Raw genomic sequence first — 19,812 nt, forward strand, 5'->3', positions numbered from 1 at the left:
ACACCTCTGAGATAAGCGGATAGCTCCTCGGCAGAGAGACATCCATTAATTTCGTCTCGATCCATGAGGCGGTCTGATTGATACTGACCTTGGATAAGGAACGCCAACTCGTCACGTTTAATAACGATTCGTTCCGCCAGCTGTCTATATTGTAAGGCAGGAGCTTTCTTCCTCCTTAGCTGTTCAATCAGCGGTCTGTCAGCTCAATGACGGCGGAGGCATTCCCTTGCTCAAGATGATTGAACAGAATCTCTAGATCGCTTTCCCGATATAACGGAAAGTCGATATGAGTGGCAAGCTCCGAGATGATTTGTGTCTCTTGAATCATCATTCGTTGCCGCAGCAGTTGCTGCACCTGCCGGTACGCCTCTTCAAATTGCTGTGTGCGCTGGTATTCTCCGCTTATGCACGCGGTGATCAGATAATGGTCGACATCCTGATCATATATCTGCTTCATTCGTGCAGCTGCTTCGGTCAGGAGCTGTCGCTCCTCTACATCGAAGACAACCGTCAGCACCTCATTGACATCCATTTGGAAGGTACGAGACTTGGAGAATCGATCAGACATGAACAGGTCGATAAATTCTCTTTATGAAATAAACCAGTACAGTAGCCGCAGGTACCTTGCTTACTCTGGGCTTAAGTGGCTCACTTGACGAAGCTGAGGCTAAAGTAAAGAGTAGTCGCAACATCATTGATATTAAACCATCGCAAAGGGAATCTTTGCATATTTATTTCCCGATAAATAAGCAAGAAAGGGAAGCACTTATTAAACCACTCATCGGAGTGGTTTTTTAGTTGACTATATTTATTCTTGGTGCAAATGTCGATCATTATTTTGAAACGTCCTTGCGTTTGCCTGGACTATTCTTTTTAAGGTTGTTCAGATCCCCAACCCTGGCTAGAAATCCAGCTACGTTAATCAATACAGCTCCGGTACGGTCAGCATTTGATTCCGTCCAGAGATGTTATCACGATAAGCAGAGCAATTCAGCCCTAAAAAATTAACAATAAATGGTTAATCTACGCGGAGCTATCAAAATTTGAAATCTATCTTTGAATGGAAGTGCCCGATTTGAACCTCAAGATGAAATGGTTATTAGAAGGCCTTAATTCTGCTGGCCATATTGCTACCTTAAGTCATGTTGAGGGGATGGTATCTTGAAAGCAGATTTGTTGAGGTATAGTATGCAAATTGCAATGCTAGCGCAGCTACTGAGATTATCCTTAATAAGTGTACAAGAATTCAATTTGATTAAAAAAAGAACCATGAGTGACTACGGAATCTGTTCAGACCTTACTTCCGGATAAGCCATGCACTGCACAAGAAGATTAACTTGATGTTGCCCTGTAGTGGGCTTTAAAACCAAATTCGCACATTTGTTGAATTCACCTGAATCCATTACGCTAAAAACGTAGATAAAACTCAGGGGAGGAATAGGCGATGTCATTTTCTATAGAAATTATTAAAGCAAATCGAAAGTTGTCTGATCGTACTGGAGGGAAACAAGAAGCCTTGAGGGTTGCCCCGTATGCGCGGGTAAGCACAGATACAGAAGAGCAATTAAATAGCTACAAATCCCAAGTCTCCTACTACAAAGAGATGATTGGCCAGCGTAGCGATTGGGTGCTTGCTGATATTTATGCGGATGAAGCCATTACTGGGACTCAGGTGAAAAAACGTGATGATTTTCAGAGACTAATTAACGATTGCCTGGATGGGAAGATCGATATGGTTATCACTAAGTCCATTTCAAGATTTGCCCGGAATACGGTAGACACTTTAAAATATGTTCGCATGCTCAAGGAAAAAAATGTGGCTGTGTTTTTTGAGAAAGAGAACATTAATACCTTAACTATGGACGGTGAATTGTTGCTAACCATTTTAAGCTCAGTAGCTCAGCAAGAAGTTGAGAATATCTCATCTATTGTAAAAATGGGCTTGAAGATGAAAATGCAACGTGGTGAGCTTGTTGGTTTCCAAAGCTGTCTTGGCTACGACTATGATCTCAAAACTAAACGAATTTCAGTAAATGAAGAGGAAGCTGAGGTTGTTCGATATATCTTTGAACGTTACATTTCTGGGATAGGAGCCTCAGTGATCGCCAAGGAGTTAACCAAACTCCCACATAAAACGAAGCGTGGGAATTTGGAGTGGGGAGATACTGCGGTACTCGGTATTATTAAGAACGAGAAATATAAGGGGGACCTTCTTCAAGGGAAAACCTTTACTCTAGATCCTATATCTAAGCGCAGATTAGATAATCGTGGCGAAGAGGATCAATATTACATAAAGAATCATCATGAGCCAATCATAAGTAATGAAATTTTTGAGAAAGCTCAGGATATTTTGTACAGACGGGGAAAGCCGCGGGGGAAACTTGAAAACGGAGGTAAACGAGAGAAATACAGTCGGAAGTTCACGTTCAGTTGTAAGCTTGAGTGCGGATTCTGTGGGAAAAGCTACTCTCGGAGAAGCTGGAATAGCAGAACCACCTACGCAAAAGTCATATGGCAATGTGTCTCTTTCTCGAAAAAAGGAAAGAAATATTGTCCTCATAGCAAAGGGGTTGAGGAAAAAATAATTGAGGGCGCATTTGTCGAAACGTACAATCGGGTCTGCGGCAATCATAAGGATGTGCTGGATGAGCTTCTGTTAAGGATGGAGTCAGTGCTTGGTGAGCAGCAGCATCACAAGCAGTTAAGCAAAGTTAAGCACGAAATCCAGGCACTTGAACAAAAGCGTTCAAATCTGATTGATCTCCATCTGGATGAAAAAGTTGATCGCTCCACTTACGAACGCAAATATGATGAACTGGAGTCCACGTTAACAAAATTAATTGAAGTGAGAGAACAACTGGAGGCATCGGCTCAAGAAGAAATCGACGTTGAAAAAAGATTGCAGCAATTTCGTAACGTGCTTCAAAGCAATACAGTTCTTTCTGAATTCGATCGAAGTGTTTTCGAAAGTGTCATTGAAAAGGTTGTAATGGGTGAAGAACAGGATGACGGTAGCGTAGAGCCGTATCAATTAACCTTTGTATTTAAAACCGGCGTTAAAAGCAGTATTAAAGGCAAGGGCGGAATACAAAGCCAAAAAAAGCTGGCAGTAGCAGAGAGGAATGATGCATGTCCCCATTCACCAGACAACACATGTGGAGAGTGTGGCGGTGATGGTTAGGGATGTGTAGAAAACTAATAAACCCCTGCTATTCATAATAAACCTGTGCTAAAAATCGAATAAAGACGTGATAAAATCGGGGAGAGGAAGAATGGAGAAGGGGAAAAACCCAGATCCATCAAGCCTTTCCCCTGTTTTTCTATCATGACTTTATTCAGATTTTAATAAAGTTGTGATATAAAATGTGGAGATAAAAATTGGGGGATTTATCGATTTGTAGCATGAGTTTATTTATCTGAACAACGGTGGAATACGGGTTTGAGGGCTGTTTTTTAGCAAGGGTTTATTTGTTCTGAACAAAGTTATGTAGAACGCAAACAAAGTCATCTCAGAGCCTAAATAGTCGTACTAAAGCCTAAAAAGTTGTGTTACGAGCCGAGCGAGAAGCGGGGATCCACTCCTGTTTTTCCTCGGCTCTTATCTCTTTTTCAAAGGGGGCGGTAAATGCAGGAGAACCCTTGTGGGGCAAGGGCTGAGGAAGTTTTCCTCCTGTTTTTCTCGATCATTTTATCCGATAATCTTTGCTCCTATCCCCAGATTTTCCCTGTCCTTTACCCTGTTCTTAGTTCGACTTTAATTGCTTTGTTGACCCCGATTTTCTCGGTCGTAGTCCCTGTTTTTTCCCTATTTGTAGTGCGACTTTAATTGCTCGAAGGGATTGGAATGAGGGAGTAGAAAAGACTGAGAAGCCTTGTGGTTGTGAGGCGGAGAGAGAGAAATGAAACGTGACATGCGTGATATGACTTTTTAGGACTTTGACATAGTAGGGAGTGAAAAGTGATTCAGAACAATTACAAGTCCGCTTTCAGTGGTTGGAGGGGGAGGAGTGGTTAGAATGTTAACACCAAAAACACCGTTCTCTGAGATCATTCCCGATATTTCCTCCAACCATTAACGTAAAATATATTATATGGAGAGACATGTTAAAAGATGATACATATTCCGATATATAAATATATTCTTTTCAAAAAAGTGAGAGTGAAAATTACTGAATATTGCATGCAATGGACCAATATAATCGATGCGTTGTCCAGAGCCATGTAATTACACACATCATCCGATGGGGTGTTGGTTCTCGAATCACAGTTGGTATATACCTGTTAGGAAAGCCAGTTTTCTATTCTTACTTTAATAAGTCTTCAGAGCTTGGAATTTCCACTCGTCAAATTCAAGTGTGTTGCTACCAGCCGTCTTGACTTTCGTCTTGTTACGATTTGATGTACCACAGAGAATATAAATCATAAGGAGTAATGCATGTATGACAAATAGCTACACACCAACAATAAATAATATTGGTCTTATAGAGTTCCTCAATTCAGAAAAAGAATGGAAAACCGCTAATGCAGTGTTGAAGGATTATGTTCTCTTTTTTGTGAATGAATATGAAGAAACTCAGGATTATTTCATTTTTGGCTCACATATAATGAAAACCAATATAGGTTTAATTAAATACAAAAATAATAAAGTAGATAATGATAATTTTGAAGAGAATTTGGATTACACAATAGAGGATACAGAACTATTGAACTCCAAATGGAGTGAAATTTTAACGAAAATAAAAGAGGAGAAAGTCACTGTACATGCATGGCTTCAAGATGGGCAACCACTTGTGGCATCTGATAATGTTGTTTTAGTTGGTTTCAAAAATAAAATACACAAAGAAACTTCAGAAAAACCCCAAAATATGTCCGTTATTGAAAATGTGATTTCTGAGACTTATAAAAAGAAATATAAGGTGCGAACAGTATTACTTCGGGAATACAATGAGATAATATTAAAACCTAAAATGTGTTTTGCCAATGAATCTAATGAAGAGGTAATAAATAACTTAGAAGAATTTGAGTTGGAAATCCTGAATAGTGATGTGCCAATATTACGTTGCAAGGTAACTTCACTTCAATTTGACAGGATATCAAAACACATAACTGATGTTTTAAATAATAAAGAAACGTATATTAATAAAGTTTGGAGAGAAGATATTCCCAATCAATTTGAGAACGATGTAAACGAAATTGTTGAGGAATTACTAACAGATAAAAATATATTTGACCTTGCATTACAATTTGTTAAAAAAACATGTATTAATATATTTAATACTTCTTCCTCAATAAAACAATTCGAGTACCTGCTTTATGAATTGGTATCGACAGCAGGAGTTAAGCTACTTGCAGTGGGAACTTCTGATAATCTACAACATTTAACGTATGAGGAAAAATTCCAGGTAACAAGAAAGGGGAAATTTAATGGTTCAAAACTAATTGAGAGTTTTTATAATAACTATTTTTTAAAATTTGTGTACCTTATCGGAACAAAGCACATATATATCGATGTCATGCAAGATGACGAAGAATTGGATTATGAAGCCAAAGGCATGCTTGAATATTATCATAGAGATCAGTATGCAGTTTGGGTTATCATCAGAAGAGCTTTAATCATACTTTTTGCAGAGAAGGCTCAGAAAACTTCGGGGTTGTCGGAAGCGAAATTAATTGAATCAACTACAGAAGAGATTATTCAAAGTTATTTTGAGGATGCTACCATTGATCTATCTCAAGAAGAATACCGATTACAACTATTATTTTTATTAATGCTATATAAAAAAATAGATGTTAAGGAAACTATGATCTTTGAAAGTTTAAAGAGATTAATAGAACTACTTCAAAAAATGCAGAAGAAAAAAAGTATGGATGATTTTGAATTAATGCTTATGAGAAATGAGTTGTTCGATAGGATTACAATCGATGATGTGGATTTGATGTCGGGACGACAATTCGAGGAATTTCTATGTAATATATTTGCTGGAATGGGATATAAATGTACATTAACAAAGTTATCAGGAGATCAAGGCATAGACATAATCCTCGAAAAAAACGGGTATAAAATTGGTGTGCAATCCAAGTGTTACTCAACAGCAGTCGGAAATAAAGCAATTCAAGAAGTAACGGCCGGATTAAATCATTATGGACTTGATAAAGGAATTGTAGTTACTAATAATTACTTCACGACTTCTGCGATTGAATTAGCTAACTCCAATAAAGTCTCCTTATGGGATCGTAAAGTATTGGCTGATAAGATCAATCAATTTTGTTAATAGCATTTCATAAACTTAGCAACATAATTAGCCTCCAACTATCCCACACACTCACCCAAAATAAGTTTGCTACTAAGCCTTTTGACAAAAAAGGATAAATAAAATGAAGATGATGTCCAGGACCCTTCCGTTAGTAATCGGAGGGGGTTTCATTATTTATAGAGAAAACATGCCTTTTCTGAATAAATAATGATATGATATTTCCTATAAATACCGTTTTTAAGGAGGAGCAATGACTGCGGAAATAGCCATTCTTAATAGGACTGCGGTGGCACTGGCGGCAGATAGTGCTGTTACAATTGGCGATAAGGTCTACAACTCTGCTATTAAAATACTACCATTGTCGCACAAGCATCCGATTGGAATAATGATATACAATAACTCGACCTTTATGGGAATACCATGGGAAACAATTATTAAAACCTACAGAAAACAGCTTGATGATACAAGTTATGATTATGTACAAGATTATTGCGATGATTTTATTGGCTACCTTCGTAGTGGTATTGTTCCAATATCCCTCCAAAAAAATCGTTTGAGCTTTACCGTGCTTAATCTTTTTCAAGATCTCCTAATTAACTATGAAAACAGCGAGCCTCAATTGAATAATGAGATGTTATTTTCAGACTATATTAATACATTAAGTCAACTGGAAAATTGGACACTTTCCCCCAACTGCTCGACGGATGAATTGCATTTTTTTTGTATAGAAAATGAGGATCTCCTGAACGAAGCTATTAATATCATATTTAACGGTTATCAATTAACGGAAGGTGACCGATTTAATCTAAAAAGAATTGTTTCTACCTATATCTACACTGACAGTTTCTCTTATGAGGATCACACTGGATTAGTAATCACAGGTTTTGGGGACGAAGAGATATTTCCTGCATTGTACTCGTATACTGTTGGATTAGTTTTCGGAGATCGTTTAAAAATACAAAACAATAAATCAGTAAATATCGATGGAATTACTACAAATTCGTCTGTAGTTCCATTTGCTCAACAGGATGTTGTATACAGGTACCTACTGGGCTTCGACCCAGATTTACAGCAGTTTTCACGTAATCACTTGGCGGATCTATTTGATCATTATAATCAGTTAATTAGTGAGCGTTATAACATTGAGAGTGAAGAAAGTTTTCTTGCTGATTTAAAAAATAGTGCGGTTGATGCTTTTTACGCAGGAATATCGGAGTATCAAAGAGAAAGTTACATTACACCAATGCATGATATTATAACGAATTTACCTCATAATGAACTTGGGAGTTTTGCCGAAACCCTGGTAAATCTCTCCTCATTCAAGAAAAAAGTCTCTAATGAACAAGAGACTGTTGGTGGTCCCATAGATGTTGCTGTAATTACTAAAGGTGATGGTCTTATCTGGCTCAAGAGAAAGCATTATTTTCAGGAAAGTATAAATCATAATTTCTTTAAGAGATGATGGAGAATGATCATAAAAAAGCTGATGGAAACAAAAAGAGGAAGGGTAGCAGTTGAACAATACTGGAGAACCCTTAATGGTTGGCCGATACTTTGTAAAGAGTAGATTTTTTAGTGTAATAGGTCAAGAAGATATGTTAGCAACAAATATCCTGAAAACGTGTCTTTTCGGAATATTTGTAGCGAGGGTTATCCTTAGTTGAAAAGAAGGACCTGGACTGTCAACAGTAAATCAGACAACTTTTTTAAGGGCCTCTGCTTTGTACTGAACTGGCGTCATGTAGCCTAATGTGCCATGAACGCGATGCTTATTAAACCAGTTCACATAATCATATAATTCTAGTTTTAGATGATGAAGACTCTGGAAATTCATCTGGTTGATGAATTCTGTTTTCATCACTTTGTAAGTAGCTTCAGCAACGGCGTTGTCATAGGGGCAGCCTTTCATACTCAGGGAGCGACCAATCTTGAACGTCTCTAATAGATCGTCCATGGTTTGATTCCTAAACTCGCTTCCGCGATCCGTATGAAACCACTGAATGTCGCTTAAATCGCCTTCTACTGTGGCAAAGGCACGGGAAATCAGAGCAGCGTCCTTGTGTGGACCTGCACTGTGACCAATGATTTCTCGGTTAAATAAATCAATCAGCACGCAAATGTAATGCCACTTATGCTGGACTTTGACATAAGTGAGATCGCTGACTACAAATCGTTTAGATTCAGTTTGATCAAACTCACGTTTTAATTCATTCGCTGTTGTAGCTTCGTTACAAGCAGTCTTGTGCGGCTTATATTGCGCTATGGTGTACGTCGACACCAAACCCTGCTCTTTCATAATCCGTCCGATTCGGCGTCTTGAAACCGTGTAGCCTTGTTCCTGAAGTTTGACCTTCAATTTGCGCGTTCCATACGCTTTTCGGTTGGCATGAAAGATCTCTACGATAGCCGTCGTTATTTCGTCATCGTTGTCTTTTGCTCTCGTTTCATAGTAGAAGGTACTTCTGGAGATTTGCAGGACTTCGCACAATGCTGATACCGAGTATTTATCACTGTTTTGCTTAATGATCTTTACTTTCGTCCCATGATCAGCGCGGCCTGCTTTAAAATGTCATTCTCCATTTCAAGCCGCTGAACTCGCTTACGAAGAGCGATGAGTTCATTCTCTTCAGCAGTTCGGTTATCTTTTTCAGAAAACGAGCCTGACGTTTGCGCTTGCTTAATCCAGCGATCGAGGGCAGACGGACTAAGTTCATACTCTCTGGCAATCGCTGCCCTTGGCTTTCCATTTTCATATAATTGGACCATTTGTCTTTTAAAATCTGCTGTAAATGTACGTCTTTGTTTTGGCATAGTAGATCCGCTCCTAGTATTATTCTCTTCATTCTACTAGCCCTTATTTTTATTGTCCAACCCAGTGTAGCCGATCCAACCTAATAAAATAAGTGTCGAATAATTTAGATACACTCCGTTCTTGTATTTGGATTTATATTAGATGATGTAGATAATATGAAGAAAAACCGTCTTTTCTTTAGAGGACGGTTTTTCGTGGTTTTAATTTATTGTTCCTCTTTAATAAGTTTTTTGATAAGAACTGTAAGATCCCAAAGCATAAGGTTAATTTTCATTGCTTGAAAACACTTATCGGCAAATTCAATTAAATACATTCTTCTTGGAGGCTGACTATTACGGTTTGAACGGAAAGTGATTAATTGTGTATTTGGATCATACGAATAACTATTATGACCAATGGGATTTCTTAAATCATTGCTAAGTGGACCAGCAAAAACATGGGAAATGACATTGTCGTTATCTGATAAGTAATTTAGCTTTTGACCCTTGGTTAAAGATATATAATCTTGTAAATTTCCTGCCGAATTCCTTCCCCGAATTATAGAAGGGTTCATACTATTGATTGCCCCTCTTACTATTAAGTTATCCAACATGATGGAAATTGTGGAATTGCCTAATAAGGTTTCGTACATATTTTGATATAACCGATCTAAGCGGTCAAAGGATACAGTGTTTAAACCTTCGTGATTTTCTAATTCTGAAAGTTGCCTTCCCATTCCTTCCAAATACACTACAGGGGATAAATATCGATAGTGGTTAGCGAATTCATTAAAAACTGAAAACAATTCTTTTTGTATATATAACAAATCTTCTACAGAAAAAAATTGAATAAGTTCTTCATATGAATTCAAATTGGTTTGTTTAATGACTGATAATCGCTGATCTAAGTCAGTCATTGTGATGTTTTGTAAAGGATTGTTTGAAGACATCGATCTAAAGATTGTAGTAACCAGTTTGCTAACGCTTGAATCTTTTTCATAGGGACTCATATCAATTCTGGGGCTTTTTCTTAGCTTTTCAATTTCACTTTCTAAATAGGTTTCTTTATCATTAAAATATAGGTTGGCAATTCTTTCAATTTTTCTCCACTCATCGTCAATAAAGGAAGGTAATAATTGGACCAAAACATCATAAGCGTGTTTTGCTTGATCGCTATGAGGCGAGTATCGAATGAACGGTGAAAAACTGGTTATCATAAGGGTTTCCTTTGTAAATGGAAGCATTTTGAAAGAAGGGAATTCGCCTGAAAGGACTAAAATATATTCCCCATCCATTCCACCTTCATATGTAGCATTATGCAATTGAAAATCCAGTCTATTTTCCTTGCGAATTATCAAGATATTTCCGTATATATTTGTGGAGCAGGAGGGACAAGAATAATATACAGGATATTGATCTAATATTCCCACTTGGAATTTTATCAAGACTTTAATTTCACACACATCACATTTGACTACTACGTTATTAACAGCCATATTATCACCTCTATTATATTCAATGTACTTGATATTTTAGGCATTTACTCAGCCTTCAGGTACTTTTCTAATCTTTAATAAGTTTTTTGTATTCGTCTATAATCAATTCGATTAGTTCAGTAACTCTATCTCTCGCTTCCTCATTATTCATTAACATTCCACTATTAATGGAAACAATCATCCGCAAACTATTCAAATAAGAGAATATTGGCGATTTTTGATTTATTATAAACCTATCTGCTTGCCATTTGTTACTTAGCTCATCTAAATGGTCAAGAAAATCAAGCTCATAACAAACGGAATTCTCACTCAAGGTTGAAATCGCGTAACGAAAATCATTGCTTAGTTCTTCTTTCTTTGTCTTATCATGTGAAAAGTAGCGATCGAATAATCCGTTTTTTTTCAACTTCGTTGTCAGTTGGCTGGCATCACACAATTTTATTTTAAAATTATGATTTTCTTCCATTTCCTTTTTCCAGTTGGCCCACCATTCGTGCTCTTTTTTATTAAAGTCTTTGGCAACACATAGATGCCATTTCATGATGTTGTTGCCTTTTTCTGAAACGACTTTGTTGAAGGAATCTATGATTTGTTTTTTTTGATTTGAATCAATTTTATCAATGAAATATTTGCATTGGTATACATCTAAATCGCCGTCATAATTCCCTACAAATATATCGATACCACCATCCCCTCCAGCACTTTCTACCGTATGGGAGTCCTCCTCATATATATTTTGAATTAACTCAACACAGATTGATTCGAATTTCTCCCTTGCCCCTGCAAGCCCAAACTTATACTTTAGAGATTCAAAAGGAAGTTCCATTTGTTTGCCCCACCTTTTCGTAATTAGTCTATTTTGTCACTATCATACCAAATGTTGCCTTTCAACAAAAAGCAACCTGTGCTACGTTTTCAGACAACAATATTTCCTGTCCAAGCCCCAAATAACTGTCCCTGAATAAAAATTGCTGCCCAAACAAGACGAAAGACTGAAAAATGCACGGGTAATTTCCCCAAGCGTTTCTCTAGTCTTTTTTCTCCGCCGCGGCCAACAAATACAGGATTTCTCTGATGGATCCCGAATCTTTACTCAAGCAGAAACTCAGGCATTTCAAGGATTTTTGTACAGTGGAGAGGGTTTTTTCTCAAGCTTTTATCCAAGCTTATACTCTGGTTTAAAAAAACTGATCCAAGCCTTTCCCCTGTTTTTAACCCTCAAAGCCCTATCATTCTCCTGCCCTTCTGGACACCAATTTTTATTCGTTTTCGTTCACAATTGCCCCAGTTCCTTTCCAGTTCTTTGGCCCATATCTGACATGAGGGGACACGAATTATTATCCCGAATTTGACTCGACTATGGCTCGGATGCCTTGTGGGCAAGGGGGTGGGGGGATTTGGAAGAGAGTGGGGAGTATGGACAGGAATTTTTATGTTGTTACAAAGTAATAGGGATCTTGGGTTGAAGGTTGTTAGGGGAGTTAATGACTGAAATTCGGGGGGATCAATAAAGCAGATTTATACAGGGTAACCGATCAAACTTCTGAACAGTCCAGGGATATTTAATGTTTATGAGAGTGACTTGGTGCTGGCTGATTTTGATGCTAAATAAACATCGAAAAATGATTTAGGATGAATCTGCATAGTATTTAACTCTATGCATAACATTCCATAGTTGACGTTGCCCCGCAGTCAATTGGGTGCTTGAAAATTCATTTAGGCAAGCATTGTGCCTTTAATTACATCTTGCTATACTAAAATACAAACGAATGTTCCTATGTGAGGTGATAGAAGTATGGATTGGAAGAGATATGTTCAGTAGCGGTTTAAAAATTGTATACAATTAACGAAGGCATGCCTCCAACAACCAAATGGAGAGCATGTCTTTTCTTTATAGTTAAGAACTGAACGGTATTGAGTTGGTTTTCCGAAGAAGATGGGGTAGAGTATGTCGAGATTTTAATACAGATCATGCCTTTGTTACAGTGTAGACAGCAAGTTCTGGACTACGGAGCCATTATAGACGAAACATCAGGAAATCTGTGAGAGCTGTCAGTATAGAGAATTGTGCGAAAAAGTGTGAACATTGCTCATTCTATAAGTTGTAGTTGGGTGTTCGCTTTGGTAAACCTAAATGTGTATTGCGTTAGTCTATTGGTTGAGAAGTTGTATTTAATTTATCTTCTTTAAAGAAGAAGGTTGTAATTCAGTACAACTTTTAAGTTTTGATCTGATTTCTGGATTACCATTCCCACGATAGGTTTTCAATGAAACCAAGATTAAAATTTTCCCAATCACACCATGTATGGTTGAATGCTGTGGTCTTATAACAACAGCTAAGATATTAATGCTATACCCCTTGGGTTATTGATAGAACCGTGTCTAATAGTGAATTGTTGTTAAGACCTTTGAGAACTACTAATCACCTGTAGACAATTCACTTGATCGAAAATCCAAATAAAATTAAAAGCAATCATCTGTAAACAAACGCTTATGATATAGAATTCATTAAGAATATAGGATTCTCAATTTGAGATAATTAGAAAGGAGTCAATCAACATGGATGACAAAAAAAGGGTTTTTCTGCATTAGGTATTGCAGATGAAGAGGTGAAAACCGGCGGTGGATTCGCTGTTGCAGACAGCTTCGGAATTTTGATTCGACAGTACAGAATGAAAGTAAAAGATCTGTCCTTAAAACAGCTTGAAGAACTGAGCCAGGTATCAAGTTCGTACATCAACAGATTGGAACGAGGCGAAAAAACGTCGCCCAGCTTACCTGTTGTATTTTCGTTGGCTGAAAGCCTGGAAATCCCATACAGTGTTCTCATGGCGACTTTATTCCAAACGTCGGAAAGTAATGGACAACCATCAATTTCTGATGTGCTAATCCAAAGTAATTTCTTCTTAAACAATCAAGAGCTAAGCAAAGAAGCACGCTCCATACTGATAATGATTAACGAATTCTTGGTTGATTGCGAATGGAATACTAACACAAAAGTCAAGGAATTGTACATGCTGTCCGAAATGCTGGACGAGTTTAAAGCGGCGATTTAATTGGAAGAGAGAAAGGGTAGGTTCGCCTTCCCTTTTTTCTCTATATTGGGGGGAAGATGGTTGAGTAAATATGGATCCGAGAAAGAGTTTATTTTAACGCTGTTCTTGTTGAAGTACCCTCAACACTTGGAGAGTATCATCGGGCAGAAGCTGGAGCAATGTGAGGCAGAGGTTCCGATTGGCAGACGAAAAGTCGATATGTATGCAGTTAATTTATCACGGAGATTGCCAATATTTATTGAAAGTCAGGTTAATCCATCTGATAATCGTCATTTAAAGAAGGTACTTGAGATTATCGATGCGACATCAGAAGGTACTATTGTCTGGCTTGCTTCTGATTTTCAGGATTATCATCTTGAAGAAGTGAGTGGATATATAAAAAGTCAGAAACATAAATATATTGATTTTTTTGCATTACGTCTAAATCAGGAAGCTATCGAGCGGTCAAGTGAAGTTAACAAACTCTATAAGCTTGATGTGTGGAATAACTTACACAGTATTGGGAGTTCTCAATATCCGCCGCTGGAAACATATTATTCATATTCACAGGTTCCGTCCGCTCATACTGGTCGGGCAATAGCGAAAGTAAGCTATGATTTTGAGCGTATTGAGGATGTAAAACAATACATGCTTGAAAAGTTTAGATTACACATTCCTTACCTGACTAACGTCTGGAAATCGAAAAAGCATAACAGCAATGATTGCCAACTTTCAATTGGAGGTGGCCGAGGCGGAGTTAACTTTAAAGTGAGTGCTCGAAACAAATATGGACATGCATCGATATACCTACATTTCGAGGAATGTCAGAAGAAGCTGTACCATACCTTCGAGAGCAGGATTAAGGAACTTCAGAAGGATATACACCCCATGCTAAAAGCTGAGGTTCGAAAAATAGGAGTTAGTTTTAAGCCAGACAATGATTTGGATACTACGATCAGAAACCTATCTCAACTTCTTGATAAGATGTTGAAAGCCATGGGACCAGAGCTGTATGCAGGGCTTAGATAAAGAACGAAACAAACCGCTGAATAAGCGGTTTTTCTTTTTTAAGTCAGTAAGGTATAATCATGGAATAAGAATAAAGTAAGAATCGAGTAAAAATGGTGATACTTATGAGGTGGTCACGTTGGAACTAAAGCTTTTCTATAGAACACAAAGGGAACTCGCTACAGCAATCAACGAGATTGTTGATGCCTATTGGGATGATAATGTAAGCGAGGATTTGCTGAAAAAGAACATAGCGAACATCTATATAAACAACCCACAGAAGATTTTGAAACAAGCAGAATTCACCACAATTCTCAAGCAACAATGTGGCAAACGACGGCTGGAGGTTGTTGAACGGGTACTATCCATAACTGGAATCTTAGAGGATGAAAAATCCACTGGAGAAAAAGCAGGGAGTTGAATTATGTCTACAGAATTAGAATATAGTGCCACTTTAACTGGTGCTTCATTCATGTTCTATGAATTTAAGCAGGTCATAAGTCTTAGATTAAGTGGTTTTAGTGAGCAGGAAATAAGGAAGAAAGTTCTTTCCGAAAACCTATTCCAATATCAGGATAATGCAAGTCTAAAACGTAGTTTGCCTTCAGTATTACGGAGAGTAAGGATCCTTGATGAATTGTTATGTCAAATGGTTTTAGAGCAATCATTGGAAGCGGGTAAACTCGTTAACATGTATGCCATCATGAAAACGGACAGACTTTTCTTTGAATTCATGAACGAAGTTATTCGTGAGAAGCTGGAATCAAATCATTACTTGCTGGAGAGAAAAGATCTGAACCTTTATTTCGTGTCCAAAGCTGAACAAGATACAGGGGTAGCAGGTTGGACAGAGCAAACTGTTACGAAATTAAAGAATGTCATCCAACGGATACTGCTTGAGTCAGGCATATTGAAAGATAAACAGACAGGTGAGTTAAGTCGTATTCTCATGGATGACCAGTTAAAGCAACACTTGATTCATATCGGAGACGTCGCATATGTAAGAGCGATGGGTGAGTGAGGGTAGAAGTATGGCGAATTTGAACAGCAGATTGGATAAGATTATCCCAAAGATCAAGGAAGATAAGTTTATTGAGGGTAGAGGACTTGGGAATGAAATAAGCTTTTATGTATTTGATTATGAGCCGGAGAAGGAACTGCTCGTGCGGGATTATATCTCCCATATTTTGAAGGAGTTCAGTTATGATGGTACTAACCGTAAGATTATTGAGTTTGATCTGTATAAATTGTTAATCGAGATCGCGAAGGAAAAGAGGATTTACGATCGTATCCCCCAGATGGAAGAGAAACAGGGGAAAGATGCTCTTTTTAAAGCAATGGCTAATTTCGCTAAACCTGATATATTTCTTCAAAAGATCAAGGAGCAAATAGACGATAATAATGTTGTGTTTCTCACGGGGGTTGGCAAGGTTTATCCGTTTGTGCGTTCCCATAATATATTGAACAATCTTCAAGAAGTTCTGGATAAGATCCCTGTGATTATGTTCTTTCCAGGAAAGTATGACGGTTTATCACTTCGCTTGTTTGATCGATTCAAAGATGACAACTACTACAGGGCATTTCGTTTAGTGGATTAACTTCGAGGGGGCAGTTCTGTGCGTATTAAAGATATGTTTGTGAAAGATATCGAACGTAGCATTAAAGGGGTTATAAAGGTTGCACAAACCGATGAAAATAATATTTACCAAGAACTTGATGAATATGTAGTAACACGAGAACTAAATAAGCATTTATCCAAGTTTTATGAGAACTATCAGCAGAGTATTGATGGTGCTACCGATAAGATGGGTGTTTGGATATCAGGCTTTTTTGGTTCGGGTAAATCGCATTTCTTGAAAATTCTTGCGTACTTGCTTGAGAACAAGAAGGCGAAAGACAAGCGTGCAGTTGATTTCTTCGCCGACAAAATTCAAGATCCAATCGTTCTCGCTAATATGAAAAGAACTTCAAACGTTGAAACAGAGGTTATCCTATTCAATATCGATTCAAAAAGTTCCTTGGACAATAAGTCTAAGGAAGATGCTATCCTTCGAGTATTCTCTAAAGTATTTTACGAGCATCAGGGCTTCTACGGTGATATCCCTGGTGTTGCGGAGATGGAAAAGTATCTGACCAAAGAAGGCGTGTATGAAGACTTTAAGAGGGAGTTTAGAGCGGCGGCAGGCGAAGAGTGGGTAGACCGCAGAAACACCTTCTATTTTGATGCGGATTATGTCATTGGAGCATTGACGAAGGTTACTTCTATGTCCGAAGAAACAGCGAGAAACTGGTTCGAGAATGGTGTTAACAACTTTGAAATCAGTATTGAGAAGTTCTCGAAGGATGTAAAGGAATACATCGCACAGAAGGGGAACAACTTCCACCTTATTTTCCTGGTTGATGAGATTGGCCAATACATAGGTGACAGTAGACAATTGATGCTTAACCTACAAACATTGGCAGAGGATCTTGGAACCCATTGTCAGGGCAAAGTGTGGATCATGGTTACCTCCCAGGAAAGCATCGATAGCATTGTAAAGGTAAAAGGCGATGACTTCTCTCGCATTCAAGGACGATTCGATACAAGGCTGTCGCTTTCCTCCATCTCAGTCGATGAGGTTATTAAGAAACGGATACTTGAAAAGAAGGAGCATGTGGTTGACAAACTAAAGCTTCTTCATCTTGAGAAGAGTGCAACACTCAAGAACCTTATGAGCTTCAAGGATAGCACAGCGGATTTGAGAGGGTATGAGAATGATCTGGAATTTGCGGATGTATATCCATTCCTTCCTTATCAGTTTAAACTTCTACAAAACGTTTTTGAGCAAGTACGTAAACACGGGAGTTCAGGCAAGCACTTATCTGAAGGTGAGCGTTCTATGCTCTCTGCATTTAAAGAAGCTGGCTTGCGATTTAAAGATGCGGAGGAAGGGACATTAATTCCTTTCTATGCGTTTTACGATACGATTAAAGAGTTCTTAACCCCTTCTATTGCAAGGGTTATTGAAGGTGCATATGAAAACCCCGCATTGCGAGACGAGGAGTTTAATATGGATCTGCTTAAATTGCTATTCATGATTAAATATATTAAAGAGATTCCTGCCAATATTGATAATATTGCTACACTTATGGTCACGCAGATCGATGAAGATAAGTTGGCGTTGAAGGAGAAAATTAAGGTTTCACTTAAAAAGCTGATTTCACAAACGCTCATCCAGAAGAACGGTGATTTCTACCTATTCCTGACGGATGACGAGCAAGATATTAACCGTGAGATTAAGACGATGAAGATTGAAGAGGATGTCATCAAGCGTGAGCTTGCTAATTACGTTTATCAAGACCTGTATGATGACAAGAGATACCGCTATTCGGCACAATACCAGTTCTCCTATAATCAGAAGATGGACGAGAAGAACATCGGTAATCAAACATCGAGTATCGGAATCAATATTCTCTCGCCGCTGTCTGATCATTATGCCAAATCCGAACAAGAACTAATGCTCATGTCTTCTGGCACAGGCGAGATGATTGTAAAATTGGGTGCGAATGAGGCTTATGTTGAGGAAATGGAAGAGGTCCTCAAAATCGAGGAGTATCGGAAGAAGAAAAATCCGACACAGCTTCCAGAGAGCATTCAGAACATCCTGAACAATAAACAAGTCGAAGCAAGAGATCGTAAGCGTCGGGTTCGGGATATGCTGGAAGAGGCGATCAAAGGCGGCACGTTCTTCATCAACGGTAATAAGGCGGAGATCAAGGGTTCGACGGTTAAAGAGCGGGTTAACGCTGGATTCCTTTCATTGGTTGAGAACGTCTACACAAAACTTGGATACGTGAAGAACTTCTTGGAATCAGAAAAGGATCTCATCTCGATTTTGAGAAGAAATAATGAGCAACTGACAATTGATGGCGGATCGTCAAATGCAAATGAGCTGGCAGTAAAAGAAGTAATGGACTTTATCAGCTTGCAGGATAGTATCCAAAAGCAAATACGAGTAAAAACGATATTGGATCGCTACAAGGATAAGCCTTATGGATGGAAGGATCTCGACATATCAGGTTTGATTGCGGAGTTAATGAAAGAACAGCGTATTCGCTTACGGCTTAATTCCGAGTATTTGGAACCAGAAGATGGTAATGCTGTTAATGCATTGACCAAAGCAAGCGAGATCGATAAGGTTATTGTCGTAAAGCGGATTATCGTTGACGAATCGCTATTGAAAGTGGCGAAGAACATCTGCAAGCAAGTGTTCAACAAAACGGATGTTGCTGATGATGAGGATGGTCTGATTAAGGATATTCGAGGGTTGATTGAAGCTCAGGTAAAAGAGATCAATGCACTGAAGAGTCGATATGAGGGAAGGAAGTATCCTGGCGGAAGTCTTTTGAACAAAGGTCTTGAATACTTCGGTGAATTCACAAAGGGATTAGACAATGTGTCGTTCTTCACCAAACTACGTGATTTGGAAGATAATCTATTGGATTGGGAAGAAGATGTGACTTTTGTAAAGAGCTTTTTTGCCTCACAAAAAGACATCTTTGACAAAGGGCTACGTGCAATTGAGAAGTACAAAGAGAACGATGTCTATTTATCGGGCAATGAGATTAAAAGCTATGCGGATAAACTGCAAGAGATCTTAACGGACGTTCAGCCGTATAAGAAAATCAAAGACATCCCTGAATTAGTTAATAAAATCGACGAGCATATCCAAAGTGTTCTTGAAGAGAAGAAAATAGCGGCGAAAAACGTTATTCAATTGGATATTAATCATCTTACGTTACGTGCTAATGAAGATGGTGTGTCCGAAGAAACGAAAAAACGAATCCAGGCTTATTATGAAAATTTGTATAGCAGTATGAATGAACTTGTCGATATCTTTAAGGTGGATGCGACAATAACCCAAAGCTCGGCTTTTAAAGACAGGGAAGAAACGAATATTAATCGTGAAATTCATGAGTTTGTGAAGAGGGAACAAGAAAAACAACCAGAAGGTGTAGTTGAAGGTGGAGAGCCTTATGTAGTAGTTAAAACAGCTCCTCAGCGTGAACGTGTAAAAGTAAATGCCTTACTCTCCACAAAGACCCTGAAAACGGAAGCAGACGTGGATATGTTGTTGGATACATTGTCGGCAAAGCTGAAACAGATTATTAAAAGTAATAAACAAATCGAATTTATTGATTAAAAAAATGTGCCGTGGCTTTGGCCGCGGCACTCTGATTACTATAACA

General features: G+C 38.2%; 13 protein-coding genes. 9 read left to right on the plus strand and 4 right to left on the minus strand.

The features are described from left to right. Positions 1 to 187: 187 nt before the first annotated feature. Complete coding sequence (locus tag P0X86_RS05455) at positions 188 to 517, minus strand: hypothetical protein (protein ID WP_153783590.1); 330 nt, start codon at positions 515 to 517, stop codon at positions 188 to 190. 927 nt (positions 518 to 1,444) lie between these two features. On the opposite strand from P0X86_RS05455, the gene P0X86_RS05460 reads away from it, so the two are divergent. From P0X86_RS05460 to P0X86_RS05470, 3 genes are all read left to right on the plus strand, one after another. Continuing rightward, positions 1,445 to 3,181, plus strand: coding sequence for a recombinase family protein (locus P0X86_RS05460; RefSeq protein WP_277747996.1), 1,737 nt, complete (start codon positions 1,445 to 1,447; stop codon positions 3,179 to 3,181). Between the two features lie 1,258 nt (positions 3,182 to 4,439). After that, the gene (locus P0X86_RS05465) at positions 4,440 to 6,272 is read left to right on the plus strand and encodes a restriction endonuclease (RefSeq protein ID WP_277747997.1); all 1,833 of its coding nucleotides are present in this window, start codon (positions 4,440 to 4,442) and stop codon (positions 6,270 to 6,272) included. A gap of 232 nt (positions 6,273 to 6,504) precedes the next feature. Continuing rightward, positions 6,505 to 7,716, plus strand: coding sequence for a hypothetical protein (locus P0X86_RS05470; protein WP_277747998.1), 1,212 nt, complete (start codon positions 6,505 to 6,507; stop codon positions 7,714 to 7,716). A 231-nt stretch (positions 7,717 to 7,947) separates the two neighbouring features. Here the strand turns inward: P0X86_RS05470 and P0X86_RS05475 are convergent. From P0X86_RS05475 to P0X86_RS05485, 3 genes are all read right to left on the minus strand, one after another. Beyond that, positions 7,948 to 9,065 (minus strand): IS3 family transposase gene (locus tag P0X86_RS05475; RefSeq protein ID WP_277745861.1). Its coding sequence is split into 2 segments (ribosomal slippage): positions 7,948 to 8,819 and positions 8,819 to 9,065, totalling 1,119 coding nucleotides; the frame shifts between segments, so codons are not numbered across the junction. Positions 9,066 to 9,271: 206 nt separating this feature from the next. Further along, a complete protein-coding gene (locus P0X86_RS05480; protein WP_277747999.1) occupies positions 9,272 to 10,540 on the minus strand; it encodes a hypothetical protein in 1,269 nt (422 codons plus the stop codon). A gap of 67 nt (positions 10,541 to 10,607) precedes the next feature. Then, the gene (locus tag P0X86_RS05485; protein WP_277748000.1) at positions 10,608 to 11,366 is read right to left on the minus strand and encodes a hypothetical protein; all 759 of its coding nucleotides are present in this window, start codon (positions 11,364 to 11,366) and stop codon (positions 10,608 to 10,610) included. A 1,783-nt stretch (positions 11,367 to 13,149) separates the two neighbouring features. On the opposite strand from P0X86_RS05485, the gene P0X86_RS05490 reads away from it, so the two are divergent. The 6 genes from P0X86_RS05490 (at position 13,150) to brxC (ending at position 19,766) form a co-directional block, all read left to right on the plus strand. Beyond that, positions 13,150 to 13,596 (plus strand): helix-turn-helix domain-containing protein, encoded by a 447-nt coding sequence (locus P0X86_RS05490; RefSeq protein ID WP_277748001.1) that lies wholly within the window; start codon positions 13,150 to 13,152, stop codon positions 13,594 to 13,596. 60 nt (positions 13,597 to 13,656) lie between these two features. Further along, positions 13,657 to 14,604: a hypothetical protein gene (locus P0X86_RS05495; protein ID WP_277748002.1), complete on the plus strand. Its 948-nt coding sequence runs from the start codon at positions 13,657 to 13,659 to the stop codon at positions 14,602 to 14,604. A 109-nt stretch (positions 14,605 to 14,713) separates the two neighbouring features. Further along, entirely contained in the window at positions 14,714 to 15,004 is a 291-nt protein-coding gene (locus P0X86_RS05500; RefSeq protein ID WP_277748003.1) for a TIGR04540 family protein, read from the plus strand. A 3-nt stretch (positions 15,005 to 15,007) separates the two neighbouring features. Continuing rightward, the gene (locus P0X86_RS05505) at positions 15,008 to 15,604 is read left to right on the plus strand and encodes a DUF1819 family protein (RefSeq protein WP_277748004.1); all 597 of its coding nucleotides are present in this window, start codon (positions 15,008 to 15,010) and stop codon (positions 15,602 to 15,604) included. A 10-nt stretch (positions 15,605 to 15,614) separates the two neighbouring features. After that, on the plus strand, positions 15,615 to 16,181 hold the full coding sequence (locus P0X86_RS05510) for a DUF1788 domain-containing protein (RefSeq protein WP_277748005.1): 567 nt from the start codon (positions 15,615 to 15,617) through the stop codon (positions 16,179 to 16,181). An 18-nt stretch (positions 16,182 to 16,199) separates the two neighbouring features. Further along, entirely contained in the window at positions 16,200 to 19,766 is a 3,567-nt protein-coding gene (gene brxC / locus P0X86_RS05515; protein ID WP_277748006.1) for a BREX system P-loop protein BrxC, read from the plus strand. Positions 19,767 to 19,812 lie beyond the last annotated feature (46 nt).

Origin of the sequence: Paenibacillus sp. BR1-192 (genome assembly GCF_029542445.1) — a bacterium.
In the GTDB taxonomy this organism is placed as follows: Bacteria; Bacillota; Bacilli; order Paenibacillales; family Paenibacillaceae; genus Paenibacillus_AQ; species Paenibacillus_AQ lautus_A.

Bases quoted from the DNA above. Each gene is read 5' to 3' on its own strand.
- P0X86_RS05460 (WP_277747996.1), top strand. From the start codon at position 1,445: ATGTCATTTTCTATAGAAATTATTAAAGCAAATCGAAAGTTGTCTGAT.
- P0X86_RS05465 (WP_277747997.1), top strand. From the start codon at position 4,440: ATGACAAATAGCTACACACCAACAATAAATAATATTGGTCTTATAGAG.
- P0X86_RS05470 (WP_277747998.1), top strand. From the start codon at position 6,505: ATGACTGCGGAAATAGCCATTCTTAATAGGACTGCGGTGGCACTGGCG.
- P0X86_RS05480 (WP_277747999.1), bottom strand. From the start codon at position 10,540: ATGGCTGTTAATAACGTAGTAGTCAAATGTGATGTGTGTGAAATTAAA.
- P0X86_RS05485 (WP_277748000.1), bottom strand. From the start codon at position 11,366: ATGGAACTTCCTTTTGAATCTCTAAAGTATAAGTTTGGGCTTGCAGGG.
- P0X86_RS05505 (WP_277748004.1), top strand. From the start codon at position 15,008: ATGTCTACAGAATTAGAATATAGTGCCACTTTAACTGGTGCTTCATTC.
- P0X86_RS05510 (WP_277748005.1), top strand. From the start codon at position 15,615: ATGGCGAATTTGAACAGCAGATTGGATAAGATTATCCCAAAGATCAAG.